This window comes from Pedobacter sp. R20-19, from assembly GCF_000708265.2.
Classification (GTDB): Bacteria; Bacteroidota; Bacteroidia; order Sphingobacteriales; family Sphingobacteriaceae; genus Pedobacter.
Map to the genome: position 1 here is coordinate 321,903 of NZ_JCKI01000002.1, position 19,851 is coordinate 341,753.

The following is a 19,851-nucleotide window of genomic DNA, read 5'->3' on the forward strand; positions in this document are numbered from 1 at the left end:
CATTCCCACATTCAAAATTCACACATTCAATAATTAAAGATAAAATAAAGAATGATAGAAGAACAGAATTATGAAATGTAGCTATCGCTAGTAGACATTCCCACATTCAAAATTCACACATTCAATAAATAAATATAAAAAATGAATAATTCCCCAAAAATTATCATATCAGGTGGTGGCACCGGCGGGCATATATTTCCTGCCGTAGCCATAGCCAATGCGCTAAAACGCTTGGTTCCTTCTTGTGAAATTTTATTTGTGGGTGCAAACGGACGCATGGAAATGGAAAAGGTTCCTGCTGCCGGATATAAAATTTTGGGTTTAAATATCAGCGGTATGCAACGCGGTTCGATCATGAAAAATTTGGCATTGCCATTTAAAATGATCGGAAGTGTACGAAGAGCTTTAGAAATCATTAAAGATTTTAGGCCTGATGTTGTTGTAGGTGTAGGGGGATATGCCTCTGGTCCGTTATTATATGCAGCTTCATTGAAAGGGATTCCTAGTTTGATACAGGAACAAAATTCTTATGCCGGAATAACAAATAAGTGGCTAGGGAAAAAAGCATCAAAGATTTGTGTCGCATTTGATGAGATGGATCAGTTTTTCCCGGCAGATAAGATCTTGAAAACAGGTAATCCGGTTCGGAAAGATGTGGTTGATATCAAAGGTAAACACCATGCAGGTGCTGAACTTTTAAAACTTGATCCGTTAAAAAAAACCATTATGGTTACGGGCGGAAGTTTAGGCGCAGGAACCTTGAATAAGGCGATTGAAAAGCACCTGCCTGAAATTTTAGCTCAGGATGTTCAGGTCATCTGGCAAACAGGTAAGTTTTATTATAAAGGGATAATCGAAAGATTAGGGCTTGAATATCACCCCAATGTGCGGATCCTGGAATTTTTAAATAAAATGGATTTGGCTTATGCAGCGGCTGATGTAATCATCTCCCGTGCCGGAGCAGGAACCATTGCAGAGCTTTGCCTGATCAAAAAACCAGTGATTTTAGTGCCTTCTCCAAATGTAGCAGAAGATCACCAGACTAAAAATGCGATGGCATTGGTTAAAAATGGCGCTGCATTATTAATTAACGACCGTTCTGCTGAAGATACTCTGGTAAAAACGGCCTTAGAGTTGCTGAATGATGAAAGCCAGTGCACCAAGTTATCTGAATACATAGGTAAAATGGCCTTGCCGGCGGCTGATGAAATTATTGCAGTTGAGGTGTTGAAATTGATTAAGTAAAGATATGAGAAACTAGATGTGTGATTTGAGATAAGACCATTTGTCTGGTGTCTCATATCTCTCATCTCAAATCTAATAAAAATGGAACTAAGTAAAATAAAAAGGGTATTTTTCGTAGGTGTCGGTGGTATCGGCATGAGTGCGCTTGCCCGTTATTTTGCTAAACGAGGTCAGGTTGTTTCTGGTTATGATAAAACTAAAACCCGACTTACTGAAATATTAGAGAATGAAGGGATACAGGTCACTTATGTTGATGAAGTATCTACATTGCCTGAAGCATTTCTAAATCCACAAGAAGATACATTGGTGGTTTATACACCGGCCATTCCAAAAGATGCTAAAGTTTTAAATCACTTCAAGGATTTGGGGTTCATCTTGAAAAAAAGATCTGAAGTTTTAGGGATTATTAGTAAGGGAATGTTTTGTATTGGTATTGCTGGTACGCATGGGAAAACCACTACATCATCCATTGTAGCACATATTTTGAAAGATACAGGATATGATTGTACCGCATTTTTAGGAGGCATTGCCAGTAATTACAACAGCAACGTATTATTTGGTAAAAATAATGTAGTGGTTGTGGAAGCGGATGAATATGACCGTTCATTTCTAACCTTACACCCTGATATTGCAGTGGTCACCTCTATGGATGCCGATCACCTGGATATTTACGGAGATAAAAGCCATCTGGAAGAGTCGTTCCGATTATATGCAGGTCAGTTAAAACCTGAAGGTACGCTATATATGCATGAGGGATTGCCACTTGCTAATGGACTTACCTATGCGGCGAGTGTTACAGCTACTTCAAAAGCTGAAAATTTGAGAGTAGAGGGATCAAAATTTGTTTTTGATTATGCCGATGCAAAACAGGAACTGAGAGATATAAGTTTGATGTTGCCAGGAAAGCATAATGTAGAAAATACAACCGTAGCCATAGCCATTGCTTTACAACTGGGTATAGATGCAGAAAAAGTAAAACAAGCTGTTGCCAATTTTAAAGGCGTAAAGCGTCGTTTTGAATATATTGCAAATAATGCTAAGCAGATTTATATTGATGATTATGCCCATCACCCTGAAGAATTAAGGGCTTGTTTCGATGCGGTAAGACAATTATACCCGGAGAAAAAACTTACGGTAGTTTTTCAGCCACACCTTTTTACCCGTACGCGTGATTTTGCTGATGACTTCGCAAGTGTTTTAAGTACAGTTGACGAGTTATTATTACTGGATATTTACCCGGCCCGCGAATTACCACTCGAAGGCATTAATGCTCAGTTTTTACTAGATAAAATTACATTGGAAAGTAAACGGGTTATGGACAAGGATGCGGTAATACAATATATAAAAGATGAAAAACCTGAGTTAATTTTAACAGTAGGTGCGGGTGATATTGATACCATTATTGAACCCATTAAAAACATATTAAATCATGCTTAAACGATTTGACTGGAGCGCAATATTTACTGGCTTTGCCTGGCTAATTAGCCTGGCAGGCGTGGTGATGCTTTTAAGTTTTATCAACGTTAAAAAGCAGAACGTAAAATGTACTGATGTAAAAATTTTAATTCCAGGTGCAGATAATTTCATCGAAAGAGAAGAAATTGATGCCATCCTAAAAGAAGATCAAGGTGTACTTTTAGGGCGTAATCTGGAGCAAATTAATATTCATAAAATAGAAAAAAAATTACAATCTAACCCTTATATCGCATTTGCAAAGGTTTATGTTGATATGGATGGAGTTTTAAACATTGAAGTCAAACAAAGACAGCCCATTGTACGTATATTAAATGAAACTGGACAAGATTTCTACATAGATAATGATGGTTTAAAAATGCCTACCTCTTCTAATTTTACCGCAAATGTGCTGGTGGCTACCGGACACATCGCCGAGGTTTTTGGAAGCCGCGTTGATACCCTGCATACTAAACTCGCCCGTGATCTTTATAAAACGGCGCAATACATTAAGAAAGATACCCTTTGGGATGCGCAGATTGAACAGGTTGTAGTAGATCAGCAGAATGATATGGAACTCATTCCAAGGGTGGGAAATCAGCGTATCATTTTGGGTAATGCAGATTCATTGGAAAAGAAAATGAATAACCTTTTAATTTTCTATAAAAAAGCGATGCCACAGGTAGGTTGGGAAGCTTATAAAACCATCAATATTAAATATACCAATCAGATTGTATGTCAAAAACGCGACTCATCTGAAATCGCAAGAAATTTAAAGCGGCTAACAAAGATGGATAGTGTACGTGTAAGACAAGCGGTATCCGATTCATTGGTTAAAGATGCCATCGCTTCAGTAATCAAAAAAGAGCCAGTTAAAACGACTTCAAAGCAGGAAGTTAAAACAGTTGAACCAAAGAAGCCTGAAGTTAAAAAAACAGAGGTTAAAAAGGTTGAGAACAAGACTGAACCGAAAAAGACTGTGGTTTTGGCTGCAAAGGCAAAGGATACCAAAAAAGAAGAAAAGCAAAAAACAACAACTAAGGCAAAACCAGTATTAAGCGCACAAGCACTTAAGAAGCAGAAGGAAGCAAGAGAAAAAGAAATAAAAGCCCTAGAAAAACAATATAAAACTCAGCAAAATTAACAAATATGGACAAGGCAAAATTTACCAGTCAGTCTCCCATTGTAGTAGGATTGGATATCGGTACTACAAAAATATGTGTTATCGTTGGTCGTAGAACCCAACATGGTAAGATAGAAATCTTAGGAATAGGCAAGGCAGAATCGGCGGGTGTGACACGTGGAGTGGTTTCTAACATTCAAAAAACAGTACAGGGCATCGCGCAGGCAGTAGAGATTGCAAGCGGACAATCCAACGTAGAAATACAGGTGGTAAATGTAGGGATTGCTGGTCAGCACATTAAAAGCTTGCAGCACAGGGGGATTTTAACAAGAAGAGAATTAAATAACGAAATAGGTAAAAAAGACATCGATAAGCTGATCGATGATATGTTTAAACTGGTAATGCCTCCCGGAGAGGAGATTATCCATGTATTGCCACAAGAATTTACCATTGATAATGAACCAGGAATTAAAGATCCTATTGGTATGGCTGGTGTACGCCTGGAAGCTAACTTCCATATTATTTCTGGTCAGGTTACAGCTGTGAAAAATATCATCAAATGTGTTAACAATGCAGGGTTACAAACTCAGGATTTAATCCTGGAGCCGTTGGCATCTTCTGAATCGGTGTTGAGCGATGAAGAGAAAGAAGCGGGTATTGCATTGGTAGATATTGGCGGTGGTACTACAGATATCGCTATTTTTCATGAAGGTATTATTCGCCATACGGCCGTAATTCCGTTCGGAGGTAATAGTGTTACGGAAGATATCAGAGAAGGTTGTTCTGTAATGCGCAATCAGGCTGAGTTATTGAAAACACGTTTTGGTTCTGCATTGGCTGAGGAGAACAAAGAAAATGAAATTATTTGCGTACCGGGTTTACGTGGTCGTGAACCAAAGGAAATATCAGTTAAAAATCTGGCCTATGTAGTTCAGGCAAGGATGGAAGAAATTATTGAACACGTATACTACGAAATCAAATCTTCCGGATATGAGAAAAAATTAATTGGTGGTATCGTAATTACTGGAGGTGGCGCATTGTTAAAACACTTATCTCAGGCAGTAGAATATGTAACAGGTTTAGATTGTCGTATCGGATATCCAAATGAGCATTTATCTAAATATGAAGATATGCCAAAAACGATTTATGATGACTTGAAAAGCCCAATGTATGCCACGAGTGTTGGATTATTGATTAAAGGTATTCAAAAAGCAGAAGAGCTGATTGAAGAAATGAAGCAACCAGGAGTATTCGTAGAGAAGCCAAAAACGGTAAAAGAAAAAGAAAAACGTGGACCAGGTTTGTTTGATAAATTATTGGCGAAAACGAAAACATTCATTCAGGACGATATGAATGTGAGTGATGAAGATTACTTAAAAAGTTAAAACTTTTCCACAAAAAATGAGTTTTCCACATTCTTAACAATTGTGGAAAACGTATGTTGAAAAAGTGTTAATATTACATTGAGTAATGAACAGAATTTAAAAAATTTTAAACAACTGATTCATAAAGATATGCAGTTCGAAATGTTAAAAGATAAGTCTTCAATTATCAAGGTAATTGGTGTTGGAGGCGGTGGCGGCAACGCAGTAAACCATATGTACCTATCGGGTATTACTGGTGTAGATTTTATTATTTGTAATACAGATGCCCAGGCTTTGGAATCTAGTCCTATACCTAACAAGGTACAGTTAGGTGCTAGTTTAACCGAAGGGATGGGGGCTGGTTCTATTCCTGAGGTTGGTAAAAACTCAGCAATAGAGAATATAGATGATATTAAAGCTATGTTGGGTAGTACAACCAAAATGCTTTTTATTACTGCAGGAATGGGTGGTGGTACAGGTACAGGTGCATCTCCAATTATTGCTAAAGCCGCTAAAGAACTTGATATTTTAACTGTTGCTATCATCACTACTCCATTTTCATTCGAAGGGAAAAGACGTCGTCTCCAGGCCGATGAAGGAATGGAAGAATTAAAGAAATATGTAGATTCTTATCTGGTGATTTCAAATGATCGCTTACGCGAGATTTTTGGAAACCTAACCTTAGGTTCTGCATTTGGCCAGGCCGATGATATTTTAACTACTGCTGCTAAAGGTATCGCCGAAATCATTACTGTTCCAGGTTATATCAACGTAGATTTTAAGGATGTTCGTACGGTGATGAAAGATAGTGGCGTAGCCATTATGGGTAGTCATTCTGCTGATGGTGAAGATCGTGCTTTAGAGGCCGTTGAAGGTGCTTTAGCTTCTCCACTTTTAAAAGACAATGAAATTGAAGGCGCCCGTTATATCTTATTAAACATCAGTTCTGGTCTCCGTGAAGTAACCATGGATGAAGTGTCTATCATTACGGATTATATTCAGGATAAAGCTGGTTTATCGGCAGATTTAATCTGGGGTAATTGTACAGACGAATCTCTGGAAGATAAATTATCGGTAACGATTATTGCTACTGGTTTCCAGACTTCTGAAGAGCGTGTTCACGAAGAAAAAAATAAGAAGAAAATTTCACTATTAACGCCAGAAGAAGCACCTTTAGTTCGTCCAATTGAACCTGTAAATTCTTTCATACAACCAAAGGCGGAGCCATCTTATGAGCCGGTTTTGAAAGCAAAAGAAGAAGTATCTCAGGCAGATCTTTTTGGTGGAATGTTTAATAAGCCAGAAACGCAGAAACACCAGGAGCCAGATACCCATATTGTTCGTCATACACTTGTTGAAGAAGAACCTCAGGTAGAAGAATCTAAAGAAACGGGTTTTGAATTTGAAATTAAATTGGCTGAGCCTAATTATGTTTTTGATACGCCAGTTGCTGAACCAACACCCGAACCTGAAATGCCAGTGGTAGGTTTAGATGACGACAAAAATGATGAGTCTATGGAAGAGCAATTAAAAAAATCTAAAGAGCGTATTTTACGTCTGAAAGATTTAAGCATGAAATTGCGTACTACCAATGGCTTACAGGAATTGGAAAATGAACCTGCTTACAAGCGTAAACAAATGCAATTGCAGCAAGTTCAGCATTCATCAGAGTCTCAGGTGAGTCGTTTTACGCTAAGCAACGATCAGGATGGTGGTACGGAGATCAGACCGAATAATTCCTTTTTACACGATAACGTTGATTAATTCATACCAAATATAATTTTAAGCCCTCGATATTACGTCGGGGGCTTTTTTGGCATAAAATTAGATTGTTAAAAAATCTTAATTGACAAGCAAAAGATTAATCTAATTGATTTTAAGACGAATAAAGCTTAAATTCGCAAAATTTTTATTATACAAATACATAGTACATTGGATATATTCGACAAGATAGCAAAGCACATGGGCCCACTTGGTCAACACCAAAAATGGTCACATGGGTATTTCTCATTTCCAAAATTAGAGGGAGAGATTGCACCACACATGCAATTTAAAGGAAAAGAGCATTTAGTTTGGAGCTTAAATAATTATTTAGGTTTAGCCAATCATCCGGAGGTTAGAAAAGCTGATGCAGAGGCAGCAGCAGAATTTGGTATGGCTTACCCGATGGGTGCTAGAATGATGAGTGGTAATTCAAAATATCATGAGCAACTAGAACAGGAACTTGCCGATTTTGTTGGCAAACCTGATGCATTTTTGTTGAATTATGGCTACCAGGGTATGGTTTCGATTATTGATACCTTAGTGGATAGAAATGATGTTATCGTTTATGATGCAGAATCACATGCTTGTATTATTGATGGGCTTCGTTTACATATGGGTAAAAGATTTGTTTATCAGCACAATGATATAGATAGTGCCCGTAAACAATTAGAACGTGCTACCAAACTTACAAAAGAATCAGGAGGGGGTATTCTTTTAATCACTGAAGGTGTTTTCGGAATGAGTGGCGCTCAGGGTAAATTAAAAGAAATCGTCGATCTTAAAAATGATTTTGAATTTAGGATCTTGGTTGATGATGCACACGGTTTTGGAACAATGGGTAAAACTGGTGCCGGTACACATGAAGCACAGGATTGTATTGAAGGAATTGATGTTTACTTTGGTACATTTGCTAAATCAATGGCTGGTATTGGCGCTTTTGTTGCCTCTACAGAAGAAATTACTAATTTCTTAAGGTATAATATGCGTTCTCAAACCTTTGCAAAAGCATTGCCGATGCCAATGGTTAAAGGGCTTTTAAAGCGTTTAGAATTATTAAAAAGCAAACCTGAGCTTAAAGATAAGTTATGGGAAATTGCCACAACCTTACAAAAAGGGCTGCGTGAACGCGGTTTTGATTTGGGGGTAACGAATTCAGTTGTAACACCAGTTTTCTTAAAGGGTGAATTAACTGATGCTACAGCCATTACCTTCGATTTACGTGAAAATTACAGTATTTTCTGTTCAATTGTAGTGTACCCGGTAATACCTAAAGGTATGATCGAATTGCGTTTAATTCCTACAGCTGTACATACATTAGAAGATGTTCAACGTACATTAGATGCTTTTAGTGAAGTTTCAGAAAAACTGGAAAACGGTTATTATAAAGAAAATCAGTTTGCAATTGCATAAGTAATCATATTACTGAAATACAGAAGCCAATTATTTAAAATAATTGGCTTTTTTGCTTTAATAGTATTTCTTAATCTGACATAGATGAGCTTCGAAAAGAAAAAAGCACTTTAAACAGCTATTTTTATTGATGAATATTTTTGTTTATGCAACAAACCAATTAAATTAGAGTTAGGTAATTAAAAATCAAACCCTTAAAACAATAGGAGTCCAGAAAAATGAAAAAATTTGAAGAAGTAAAAAGTTTAGTTGCAGCTTTGGAAGCTGATGCAGACAAATTTTATAACAAAGGTAATAGCGCTGCTGGAACCCGTGTTCGTAAAGGTATGCAGGATTTAAAGAACTTAGCCCAGGCTATTCGTTTAGAAGTACAGGAAGCAAAAAATAAAGATTAGATACTTAGATAAAGATATGATTAAATAAACAGCCTCTCGAATAATCTCAGGAGGCTGTTTTGCATCTCCTCATAATTTATAATGATAAAATATGAATGGATTATCAATAAGTCTGCTGTATATTCAAATATGCATAAAAAAACAGGTTAATTTCTTTTGCGCTTCAGCAATAAAATTAACCTGTTCTATTTAAACATACGCTTTAAATGAAGCATCGCTTACTATTTATGCCAGTTGAGCAAGCTTTTCTAATTCATTTATAATAGCATGGTCCAATGCAGAAGAAGCCTTTATTAACGGTAACCTCACCGTATCGCCACAAATGCCTAAATGTTTTAGTGCAGCTTTAACTCCAGCCGGATTTCCTTCTGCAAAAGCCAAGCGTGTAAATTCAATGGAGCTTAAATGTGCAGGAACAGCGTCTTTAAAGTCGCCATTTAAACATTGTCTAACCATATCAGAAAACTGCCTTGGGATAGCATTGGCTACAACTGAAATAATACCAGATGCACCTAAAGCAATCATTGGCAGTGTAATCGGATCATCACCAGAAATTAATAAAAAGTCTTCCGGCTTATCCCTCATAATCTGATTAAACTGATCAAAACTTCCGGATGCTTCTTTGGTTGCGATGATATTTTTAAAATCATGTGCTAATCTGCAAGTGGTTTCCGGGCTCATATTGCTCATGGTACGTCCTGGAACATTATATAAAATAAGATCCAGTGGCGAAACTTCTGCCAGGTATTTGTAGTGCTGATAAATTCCTTCCTGAGTGGGCTTATTATAATAAGGACTTACGGATAAAATAGCGCTGTAACCTGTAGTATCAAATGCTTTAATATCTTCAGCAACGGCAAGTGTATGATTACCCCCAATACCCGCTACTAACGGTAATCTGTTATTATTAATTTCAGCCGTGTATGCCCATACCTTCTTCTTCTCATCCTTAGTCATGGTAGCGGTTTCGCCAGTTGTACCTAAAGAAACGAGGTAATCTATCCCTCCTTCGATCAAATGATTAATCAGGTTTTTTAAACCGTTATAATCAACAGATCCATCTGCATTGAAAGGTGTAACCAATGCCACACCAGTACCCTGAAATTTGTTCATTATATAATGTAATTATTGAATTTTGAATGAGAGATTGACTGAATGCTCACGTGCTATCATTTACTATATCTATTCTTCACTCATTTTTTTATTGTAACATTTTTAAAAGTTCTTGATCACTGATAATCGGAACGTTTAGTTTGGTTGCTTTCTCCAGTTTGGATGGCCCCATATTATCTCCGGCAACTAAATAGTTTAATTTGCCGGATATTCCACTTAAAATTTTTCCACCGTTAGTTTCGATGATTTCCTTAAGTTCATCCCGACTATAGTTTTCAAAAACTCCCGAAATTACGAATGTTTTTCCAATAAGTTTGTCACTTGTCAGTTCAATTAGTTTTTCTTCAATTTCAAAGCGTAAATTGGCCAATTTTAATAATTCTATTTGATCCAGGTGCTCTTTTTTTGCGAAGTATTCAACAATACTTTCTGCAATTCGTTGCCCTATTTCATCTATAGCAATTAATTCATCAATGGTTGCTTTTGATAAATGATCAATATTCTTTACTCCAGCTGCCAGTTTTTTAGCTACTGTTTCGCCTACATATCTTATGCCTAATCCAAAAAGCACCTTTTCAAAAGGCATTTCTTTCGATTTTTCGATACCCATCAACATGTTATCAATAGAGCGTTCACCAAACCGATCCAGTCCTTTTAATTGATCTGCTTTTTGATACAGCGTATAAAGATCACTGATGTGATTTACCAATCCATGTTTATAAAAAGTCTCAATGGTTTCATCCCCAAGTCCGTCAATATTCATTGCTTTACGTGAAATGAAATGTTGTATTTTTCCTACAATTTGTGGTGGGCAACCTTCATCATTTGTACAATAATGCACTGCTTCGCCCTCTTTTCTAATCAGCTCAGTTCCACATTCCGGGCAATTGTGCAGGTAATGAACTTTTTTAGATCCGGCAAGGCGTTTATCCAGGTTAACTTTAATTATTTTCGGAATAATCTCTCCGCCTTTTTCTACAAAAACAGCATCGCCTTCATGCAAATCCAGTCTTTCAATTTCATTTGCATTATGAAGTGTAGCTCTTTTTACTGTGGTGCCTGCGAGTAAAACAGGTTTTAGATTTGCAACTGGCGTAACTGCTCCGGTTCGGCCCACCTGGTAAGTTACCTTTTCGAGAATGGTTTCTACTTCGGCAGCTTTATATTTAAATGATATAGCCCAACGTGGAGATTTGGCTGTAAAGCCTAGTTCCTGCTGTTGTGCATAACTGTTTACTTTAATAACAATACCATCAATATCATAGCTTAATTTAAAACGCTCATTTTCCCAATGGTGAATAAAGGCCAATACATCATCAATATTTTGAACCAGGCGATTGTGCTCGCACACATGAAAGCCCCATTTTTTTACAGATTCCAGGCTATCCCAATGATTTTTAAATTCATTTTTATCGGTATAAAGGAAATAAATAAATCCATCGAGAGGGCGTTTAGCCACCTCTTTACTGTCCTGCATTTTGATGGTTCCGGAAGCAAAATTTCTTGGATTGGCATATGGTATTTCACCGAGTTCTTCACGGGCAGCATTTAAACGTAGGAAAGCAGCTTTATGCATGAAAATTTCCCCACGGATTTCAAAATGCTCAGGTGCCTGATCGGATTTAATTTGATGGGGAATAGTGTGGATCGTTTTTACATTATTGGTTACATCATCACCTTTGGTACCATCGCCACGGGTTACCGCCCTGATTAGTTTTCCATTTTCATATGTTAAGCTAATCGATAGGCCGTCGAATTTTAATTCGCAAACATATTCAAAATTATCTCCTATGGCTTTTCGAATCCTTTCATCGAAATCACGAAGATCTTGCTCATTATAAGTATTACCCAGCGAAAGCATGGGATATTTATGTTGAACAGTGACGAAATTTTTCGTGATATCACCACCAACCCGTTGAGTCGGAGAGTTTGGATCTGCATAGTCTGGGTTCGCCAGTTCAAGTTCAGCCAGATGCTTTAATTTTTTATCAAACTCAAAATCGCCTATAGTTGGCATGGCCAACACATAATAATTATAATTGTGCTGGTTAAGTTCGGCAACCAGCGCATCCATTTCCTCTTTTATTTTAAACAGCGACATAACACAAAGATAAAAAAGGTTAACTCGCTTTTATACTTTGAAGCACAAAAAGCTATGGGAAATGAATGAGATTACCATTAACTTAATTTTTATAGATAACAGGAGCAATTACTGTTAAGCCGGATCTTGATTGGTGTTTTTATTTAATAGCTGAAGAAATTCAATCAAGCCAATAGCTTCTGTGTTGTTAGGAAGAGGATACCTCTCAGTACCGGAATAAACTACAAATTTTTCGGTGGCACCAATATCTTCACTTGCGATATGAAAACCTTTTGCAATTTTTGGTGAGGCTGATCTTTTCACCTCTACCGCCCAGATTTTGTGATTCGGACCTTCTAAAACAAGATCAATTTCTGTTTGTGTAGCCGATCTATAATAACTGTATTGCCATTTACTAGATAACTGACCAATAATATTTTCTATCACAAAGCCTTCCCAGCTTGAACCTAATGCAGGGTGCCCCAGAAGGTCTTCCAGACTAGATATATTAAGCAATTTGTGAAGAATTCCTGTATCGCGGATATAGATTTTAGGAGATTTTACCAATCTTTTTTTAGTATTTCCTGCCCAGGGTTGCAGTTGCCTCACCATATAAAAATCCGTTAATACATCCAGATATAGTTTCACCGTTGGGTGGCTTACTTCCAGGCTTTTGGCTAAATCTGTATAAATTACCTGCTGTCCATTAAAATGAGCTAGCATAGACCAAAATCTTTTTAATCGGTTTGCTGGTAAACTTGGTCCCATTAATGGAATATCGCGTTCTACATAAGTCGAAATAAAATCATTTAACCATTCCCAGCTTTCTTCAGCATCAATAGCAAGAAAACTTCCCGGAAACCCACCTCTAAACCAAAGTTTTTCTACGCTAAAACCAAGTGGATCATGATTGTATATTTCCAGTGCATTAAAGGGGGTAAGTTCTATGTACCTGATTCTGCCTGCTAATGTTTCCGATGATAGTTGTAGCAGGTCTCTTGATGCCGAGCCCAATAGCAGAAAATGACCAGCTTGCTCACCTGATCGCCTTCTCAGATCAACGATTCCCCTTAGGTTAGGAAAAAGATCTGGTTTACGCTGAACCTCATCAATAATCAGGATTACATTTTCAAATCTTTTTAAGTAGCTTTCAGTATCCTGAAGCTTATTAATATCGGTATCTAGTTCGAGATCCAGATAACTCGTTTTTTTAGCTGAAAACTCGCCCGAGATTTGAAATGCCAACGTTGTTTTACCAACTTGTCTTGGCCCTAAAAGCGCAACAATTGGAACGCTTTTTAAACCTTTAACAATTTTTTCTTTAATTAATCTTTCAATCATAACCTTGTAATTTGAAACCTTAGCTTTCAGATTACAAACAAATATACACTTAAACCTTGTAATTTGAAAGTTTAACTTTCAAATTACAAGGTTAGTGGATGTGATTTTAATAATTACTTATATTAACTTGACCTCAATTTCATTAAAAATCTCCATGAAGTCTTTGGCTAAAATGGGCTTAAAAACTTCCAGTTGAAAAGTCAATTCTTGTAGCTGAAGCTCATTTAAAGTTTCTGGCCACAGGCGCATGCAGATTCTATTTAAGGCATAGCTAATGTTTTCCAGCTTTTGGTAGCTTAATAAATATTTGCTACTGATAAATTTTTCCATAAATTTCGTGAAAACGATCTGGTTTTTAAGGCCACAATGTTCCAGAAAATCAGTTAGTGAATTTGGATTAACAGCAGTCAGCTTATCGTAAAAATGATTGACCTGAACGAGGTTCTGCTCAATTAATAAATGATCTAACAATAATTCTAAACCAATATGGGCCAAAAACGATGGGCGAATCGGCGTATCAATTACTATGGGTTTAATAAGCTCCTTTAGCAGTGTGGTTTTTTCCAGAAAGAAATCAGACGAGTGAAAATATAAATCAACAGCTAAATGTCTTTTCCAGCCTTTGAGCAAGTTTTCTTCATCTGGATTTCCTTTAAACAAAAATTCATTTTTCTGTGGGTATAAATTAAATTCCTTAGAAGCATTTTTGATCAGATCGGGCAAAACCGTCCCCATTACTATATTAGCATCCTGCGTTAATCTTTCAAAATAATAATGGGATAGAAAGTTCATGTTGCAAGGTAATATTTTCTTTAGTTATGCAAAATATCAAGAGTAAAAAGGTATTGATAGTATGCTCGAATTTTCTCTGGCCCAGTGAGGCTCTTAATCAGGTTATTTGAAAATGAATGGCATAATTGGGTATACTAATTTGAGTATGATAAAAGCTATTTTACGCCATCAAGTAATTTGCATTAAAGTAAGTGAAAATTTTATCTTTGCACGCAAGAGAATTAAATTGCTTATACAATGACGAATTTTGTTGAAGAGTTAAGGTGGCGGGGCATGCTGCATGATATTATGCCAAATACTGAAGAAAAATTAAATGAAGGCATGACATCCGGTTATATCGGTTTTGATCCTACTGCTGATTCACTTCATGTTGGTCACTTAACGCAAATCATGACTTTAATTCACTTCCAAAATGCAGGGCATAAACCTTTTGCTTTGGTTGGAGGGGCAACTGGTATGGTTGGCGATCCCTCTGGTAAATCGGATGAACGTAACCTCCAAACACCAGAAATGATTGAGCATAACCTAAAGGGGATGAAAAGTCAACTTTCCAAATTCTTAAAATTTGAAGAGGGCGGAAATGGTGCGGTAATGGTAAATAATGCAGATTGGTTTAAGGATATGAACTTGTTTACGTTTATCAGAGATGTGGGTAAGCATATTACCGTAAACTATATGATGGCAAAGGATAGTGTTAAAAGACGCTTGGAAGGTGATTCTGGCTTATCCTTTACCGAATTTTGTTACCAGTTGATTCAGGGATATGATTTCTACCATTTATGGAAAAATGAAAACTGTCTGGTTCAGATGGGTGGATCAGATCAGTGGGGCAATATTGTAACAGGTACTGAATTAATTAGAAGAAAAGATGCCGGAACAGCTTATGCCATTACTACGCAATTGATTAAAAAGGCAGATGGAACCAAGTTTGGGAAAACAGAAAGTGGTGCCGTTTGGTTAGATCCGGCGAAAACATCTCCATATAAATTTTATCAGTTTTGGTTAAATGCATCGGATGATGATGTGAAAAAATGGATCAGGATTTTTACCCTGAAAAATAAAGAGGAAATAGAAACCTTAGAAAAGGAACATGATGCAGCACCACATTTGCGCATTATTCAGAAAGCTTTAGCTGAAGATATTACAGTGAAAACGCACTCGGTAGAAGCTTTGGAAACTGCTATTAAAACTTCGGAGTTTTTATTTGGAAACGGTTCACTTGAATTTTTAAAAAGCTTGTCAGAAAGTCAGGTGTTAGAAATGTTTGAAGGTATTCCTCAGTTTCATATCTCTAAATCAGAATTAAGCAACGGTATTGATGCAGCAACTTTATTTGCCGAGAAAGCTACCGTTTTTTCTTCTAAAGGTGAAACTAAGAAATTAATACAAGGTGGTGGAGTTTCTGTAAATAAAGAAAAAGTAACTGATGCCATGCAGGTTTTTAATACTGAAAACCTGATCAATGATCAGTTTATTGTAGTACAAAAAGGAAAGAAAAACTATTTCCTACTGATTGCAGAATAGACTACAAACAATAAAGGCTCAAAGTAATTGAGCCTTTATTGTTAGATAAAAATAATTAATAACTAGTAGTTAAAAAGGATAATACTAATGCTTGACGTCAGCAGGAGCATTAGTAGTTGAATCTGCATACACCTTACCTTTTGTGGTATCCATCATTGCTGAATCTTTTTTATTCGTATCTGAATATTTATAAGTGCTATCTGCATTTTCCTGATCAGCTTGTTTACCATTACATGATGCCACAAATAAACCTGTTACGGTTAGTGCTGCTAAAAAGATATTTTTCATAGTATAAGGTTTTGTATAAATAATCCTTTTTAGCAGGTAATTGTTTTAGCTAATTGAGTTTTTAGAGTAATTCAATTACTGCACAAGCAAATTGCAGCCTCTGATATCAGCATTGTCAAACCTGCCTAAAACTTCAAAACTATTGTCAGCATTTATTTTACCCAAATCCTGCGTGGCGATGAAAGAGCAAGAATTAATATTGGCCAGGTCAATTACATTAATTCCCCCTGTTTTTCCTTTAGGAATTAATGTTAAAGGATCATTGGTATCCCGGATTAATACTTTCATCCAGCCTGGAAATTGAAAAATGCCCTCACCCAAAGAATAAGCCTGTGAAAGCAATTCAGTCATGCCATATTCACTGTGAATAGCAGGTACGCCAAAGCCTTCAGTTAATTGCTGGTGAAGTTCTTCCCGAACCATTTCTTTTCTTCGGCCTTTCATACCACCTGTTTCCATTACGATAAGGTTAGGAAAACTGAGATCAAATTTCTCTACAAAATCTAGTAAGGCATAAGTTACACCAATTAAAACAGTTGGTTGACTCTTGTTTTTAAGATCCGTTAAGGTTTTTAAAAGATCATCATGGTTATCTAAAAAATACCCACTCTGTGGATGACCACTTTTTTCAATCAGATCATTAACCATATAAATTAAAGATGAGCCTGATCTTTGTTGGTAGGAGGGAAGCAAAGCGAGAAAACAGTAGTTAGATACGTTGCCATAAAAATGATCAAAAGCACGCAAGTAGCTTTGCTCATATAGAGCCACATCTGTTACATGGTGGCTGCTTTGACTCATTCCCGTAGTGCCCGAACTGCTAAAAATTACCTCAACAGGATTTTGATTACTTAAGATTTGATGCGTTTTGAAAAAAACAATGGGCAGAAAGGGAATCTGTTCAATGGTTGATATCTGGTTGACATCAATCTTTAAATGATGGATATATTCGCGATAAACCTGGCAATTTTTTGCCTGCAATTTAAAGGTAGCTAAAGCCTGGTTTTGAAAAGCCTGTGCATCATTTATTGCAAAAATATCTGTTGGTATAGAATTCACGCCGTAAAAGTACGAAGCCTTATGCTATTTTATCGTCAGTTTTTTTTGCAAGCATTGCCATTCTAAATTGATACCCACAATAACCACTAATGCCAGCCACCAAGCCGCTTAAAATTCCGGTTACCAATAGTAATGCCCACCATAGCTTTACACCGGTCATCACCGCTACCCGGCTGGCCAGCAAGTTATCATTGGGTAAGCTTTTAAATAGCGAATAGCCAATCCACAATAAGCATATGGCGAAGAAAGAATGCCAGAAGGCAATTTTGCCAGTTTTACCTATAATGCCACAAGTGGCAAAGGCTACAACAATAATAACCCACCAAGGTGCAATCATTTGAAGCAGAAAGCAGATGATGACAATAACAATGAAAACCATTTTAAATTATTTAGAAATTTTTAAACGAGAGATAACTTTGCCAGACTGATCATCTGGTGTTTGCATATAAAACAAATCATATAAATGACCACTTGCCCAGGTATCAAGCATATTATCATAAAACTTGCTGCCTGGATTACCAGATTGCCCGCCGGGATAAACGCCATGTCCTTTAGGGTTTTTACCAAGTTCAATCACCATCCTCCAGGATGGACCATTGGTTTCGCTTAAGGCATTTATAGTGCTTTTTGCACCGCCGACTTGTAATACTTTGGATCCGAATCCTGGTATTTTTGCTAAGTGTGGCACATTACTTTGTTTTACATTAGACCATCTCCAGTCTTTATTTATCGGTCCAAATCTACGTTCCAAACTATCACAGCTATATTTGAAAGATTCATTAACCAAATCTGAAAGCGTTTCTTTCTGACTGGTGTTTACATTATCGTACCATTTGGCTGCAGGTTCTTTTAAGATCATTTCAACTGTGCGGTCTCTGGAAGGATAGCGCATAGGAACACCTTTAACCGTAAATTCATCATCCCAGATATCAAATGCCAAGCGTTTGGTCCAGATTTCAAAAATACTGGCAGCAATTTCATCTGCATCGTAACGTTTATTCCACTTGGTTACATAACTTAAAGCCTCTTTTTGCGTAGCGTTTAACTTTTCAGGATTTAAGAGTGGTAATACTGCCGGAATCAGGTTTTCGGCCAGAATGCTGTAATTATCAGTTTGCATCAGTCTGATGCTATCCAGCGTAGCTTTATTCATTGCCGTTAACCGATCGTTAATTCGCTTTCCTCGTTCATAAGGTGAGAATTCCCAATTAAGATAATAAGGATAACTTTGATCGGTTGAAGATTGATTAGCCGAACTTACGAAACCTCTTGGTGGGTTTTTTACAGTCGGATTTTGCGAAGCCGGAATCCAGCCATGCCAATCATATGCCGGATCGGTACCATCCAGAATAAATTTTCCCTGGTTTTTCCATTTAAGCGGGAACTTGCCATTCGGTGTAATGGCGATATCATTATCCACACTTGCAAAAACAAAGTTTTGAGCCGGTGCGGTATAGTATGTTAATGCTTTTCTATAATCATTGTAGTTTTTGCCCCGGTTCAGGTAGTAAAAAGTCATGAGTTCGTTTGAACGGTCATGTGCAATCCATCGTAAAGCATCACCCACGGGCACGCTGTTCGCTTTAACAAAATTTGATTTTTGAAGGTAAACCACAGGTCCTTGATGCGTATAGTAAACGGTATCAATAAGATCCTTACTTCCACGAATTTTAATCACCTCCAGGCGTTTGGTTGTTTTATTCCATTTGTTATTGTACCAGTATTCATTGTGAGAACTATCTTTAAATTTGATTTGATAGAAATCAAGAACATCTGCAGCAACGTTGGTAACACCCCAGGCAATTCTTTGGTTAAAGCCTATGATAATTCCAGGCGCACCAGGAAGAGAAACACCATAAGTATTAATGCCTGGTGCATGTAACTGAATCTGATACCAGATAGAAGGCAAACTTAACTCCAGATGTGGATCATTGGCTAAAATCGGATATCCTGATGCTGTTTTACTTCCGGAGAGTGCCCAGTTATTACTGCCTATGCCTTCTACTTTTTCTTTTGTTCGCACATCACCAGTTTGAGATGCAGTAAAACTTTCGGGGGTTTTAGGAATGGGTAATTGTGTAAAATTCCACTTTGTGCCAACTGGAATAATGGGATCTTCTTTAAAAGGATAATCAGGAAAAAGATTTTTTGTGATTTCAGGGCCAAATTTTTTAAGAATATTAGTCATGTAAAATTCATCTGATCCCATAGCCAGAATGGCCGACATTTGTTTTAATAAAAGTGCACATTTTAATGGCGTCCAGTTTTCAGGCTTAAAGTCTAATATTTTATATTCTAAAGGGTAATTTGAATGCGACAAGGTTTTTATATATGCGTTAATTCCCTCCGTGTATGCCAAAATCATTTCTTTTGATTTTGGATCGGCCATCATCCCCTTAAGCGAGTTTTCAGCACCATATACCATACCCATTCTACGTTGATAACGGTCGCTTTCCCTGGCAGGTTCTGATACCACTACTTCACTAATTCTGCCAGCGGCAAACCGGGTTTGAAAATCCATTTGCCAAAGGCGGTGCATGGCGGTTACATAGCCCTGAGCCAGATAAAGATCGTGATCATTCTGTGCAAAAATATGCGGAATCATTTTGTCATCAAAAACGATTTCAACCTGATCTATTGTACCCTTAATCTTCACCTTATGGTTGAACATAAAATGATTATTCTCTGCATTTTGCCAAAAACCCATAAAGGGGTTTAAAAACTTAAGAACAGGGGGAGCACTTCCAATTTTTGTATTAAATAGGAAAGCCAGACTTATAGGTATAATGATGCAAAATATTGCTTTTAATTTATTCATGATGATTAGCTAAGATCTCAAGATTACTAAGATAAAGTAAACTGACAAATTATAATGATTGCAAAATACAACAAACTGAATGT

The 19,851-nt window shown here is 37.0% G+C and carries 16 protein-coding genes; 8 read left to right on the plus strand and 8 right to left on the minus strand.

Features of this window, described 5'->3' with window-relative positions; translation table 11 throughout:
• Positions 1-141 precede the first annotated feature (141 nt).
• From murG to AN34_RS05215, 7 genes are all read left to right on the plus strand, one after another.
• Entirely contained in the window at positions 142-1,245 is a 1,104-nt protein-coding gene (gene murG, locus AN34_RS05185) for an undecaprenyldiphospho-muramoylpentapeptide beta-N-acetylglucosaminyltransferase (protein WP_029282987.1), read from the plus strand.
• 81 nt (positions 1,246-1,326) lie between these two features.
• A complete protein-coding gene (gene murC, locus AN34_RS05190) occupies positions 1,327-2,682 on the plus strand; it encodes a UDP-N-acetylmuramate--L-alanine ligase (RefSeq protein ID WP_029282990.1) in 1,356 nt (451 codons plus the stop codon).
• On the plus strand, positions 2,675-3,841 hold the full coding sequence (locus AN34_RS05195; protein ID WP_029282992.1) for a hypothetical protein: 1,167 nt from the start codon (positions 2,675-2,677) through the stop codon (positions 3,839-3,841). The genes murC and AN34_RS05195 overlap by 8 nt, the downstream gene beginning before the upstream one ends.
• Before the next feature lie 5 nt (positions 3,842-3,846).
• Complete coding sequence (ftsA, locus tag AN34_RS05200; RefSeq protein WP_029282994.1) at positions 3,847-5,205, plus strand: cell division protein FtsA; 1,359 nt, start codon at positions 3,847-3,849, stop codon at positions 5,203-5,205.
• 129 nt (positions 5,206-5,334) lie between these two features.
• Complete coding sequence (gene ftsZ / locus AN34_RS05205; protein WP_029282996.1) at positions 5,335-6,948, plus strand: cell division protein FtsZ; 1,614 nt, start codon at positions 5,335-5,337, stop codon at positions 6,946-6,948.
• A 168-nt stretch (positions 6,949-7,116) separates the two neighbouring features.
• Positions 7,117-8,358, plus strand: coding sequence for an aminotransferase class I/II-fold pyridoxal phosphate-dependent enzyme (locus tag AN34_RS05210; RefSeq protein ID WP_029282998.1), 1,242 nt, complete (start codon positions 7,117-7,119; stop codon positions 8,356-8,358).
• A gap of 218 nt (positions 8,359-8,576) precedes the next feature.
• Positions 8,577-8,753 (plus strand): histone H1, encoded by a 177-nt coding sequence (locus AN34_RS05215; RefSeq protein ID WP_029283000.1) that lies wholly within the window; start codon positions 8,577-8,579, stop codon positions 8,751-8,753.
• 225 nt (positions 8,754-8,978) lie between these two features.
• Here AN34_RS05215 and dapA read toward each other — a convergent pair whose 3' ends face one another.
• The 4 genes from dapA to AN34_RS05235 form a co-directional block, all read right to left on the minus strand.
• Complete coding sequence (gene dapA, locus AN34_RS05220; protein ID WP_029283002.1) at positions 8,979-9,866, minus strand: 4-hydroxy-tetrahydrodipicolinate synthase; 888 nt, start codon at positions 9,864-9,866, stop codon at positions 8,979-8,981.
• 88 nt (positions 9,867-9,954) lie between these two features.
• Positions 9,955-11,967, minus strand: a complete 2,013-nt coding sequence (gene ligA / locus AN34_RS05225) for an NAD-dependent DNA ligase LigA (protein WP_029283004.1) — start codon at positions 11,965-11,967, stop codon at positions 9,955-9,957.
• A 114-nt stretch (positions 11,968-12,081) separates the two neighbouring features.
• Positions 12,082-13,287, minus strand: coding sequence for an ATP-binding protein (locus AN34_RS05230; protein ID WP_029283006.1), 1,206 nt, complete (start codon positions 13,285-13,287; stop codon positions 12,082-12,084).
• A 117-nt stretch (positions 13,288-13,404) separates the two neighbouring features.
• Positions 13,405-14,079, minus strand: coding sequence for a hypothetical protein (locus AN34_RS05235; protein WP_029283008.1), 675 nt, complete (start codon positions 14,077-14,079; stop codon positions 13,405-13,407).
• Positions 14,080-14,316: 237 nt separating this feature from the next.
• On the opposite strand from AN34_RS05235, the gene tyrS reads away from it, so the two are divergent.
• The gene (gene tyrS, locus AN34_RS05240) at positions 14,317-15,603 is read left to right on the plus strand and encodes a tyrosine--tRNA ligase (RefSeq protein ID WP_029283010.1); all 1,287 of its coding nucleotides are present in this window, start codon (positions 14,317-14,319) and stop codon (positions 15,601-15,603) included.
• Between the two features lie 84 nt (positions 15,604-15,687).
• Here tyrS and AN34_RS05245 read toward each other — a convergent pair whose 3' ends face one another.
• From AN34_RS05245 to AN34_RS05260, 4 genes are all read right to left on the minus strand, one after another.
• Positions 15,688-15,891 (minus strand): hypothetical protein, encoded by a 204-nt coding sequence (locus AN34_RS05245; RefSeq protein ID WP_029283012.1) that lies wholly within the window; start codon positions 15,889-15,891, stop codon positions 15,688-15,690.
• 75 nt (positions 15,892-15,966) lie between these two features.
• A complete protein-coding gene (locus tag AN34_RS05250) occupies positions 15,967-16,950 on the minus strand; it encodes an acyl transferase (protein ID WP_157263201.1) in 984 nt (327 codons plus the stop codon).
• A gap of 19 nt (positions 16,951-16,969) precedes the next feature.
• Positions 16,970-17,329 carry a hypothetical protein gene (locus AN34_RS05255; protein ID WP_029283016.1) on the minus strand — a complete coding sequence of 120 codons (360 nt, stop codon included), beginning with the start codon at positions 17,327-17,329 and terminating at the stop codon, positions 16,970-16,972.
• Between the two features lie 6 nt (positions 17,330-17,335).
• Positions 17,336-19,768, minus strand: a complete 2,433-nt coding sequence (locus AN34_RS05260) for a penicillin acylase family protein (RefSeq protein WP_029283018.1) — start codon at positions 19,766-19,768, stop codon at positions 17,336-17,338.
• Positions 19,769-19,851 lie beyond the last annotated feature (83 nt).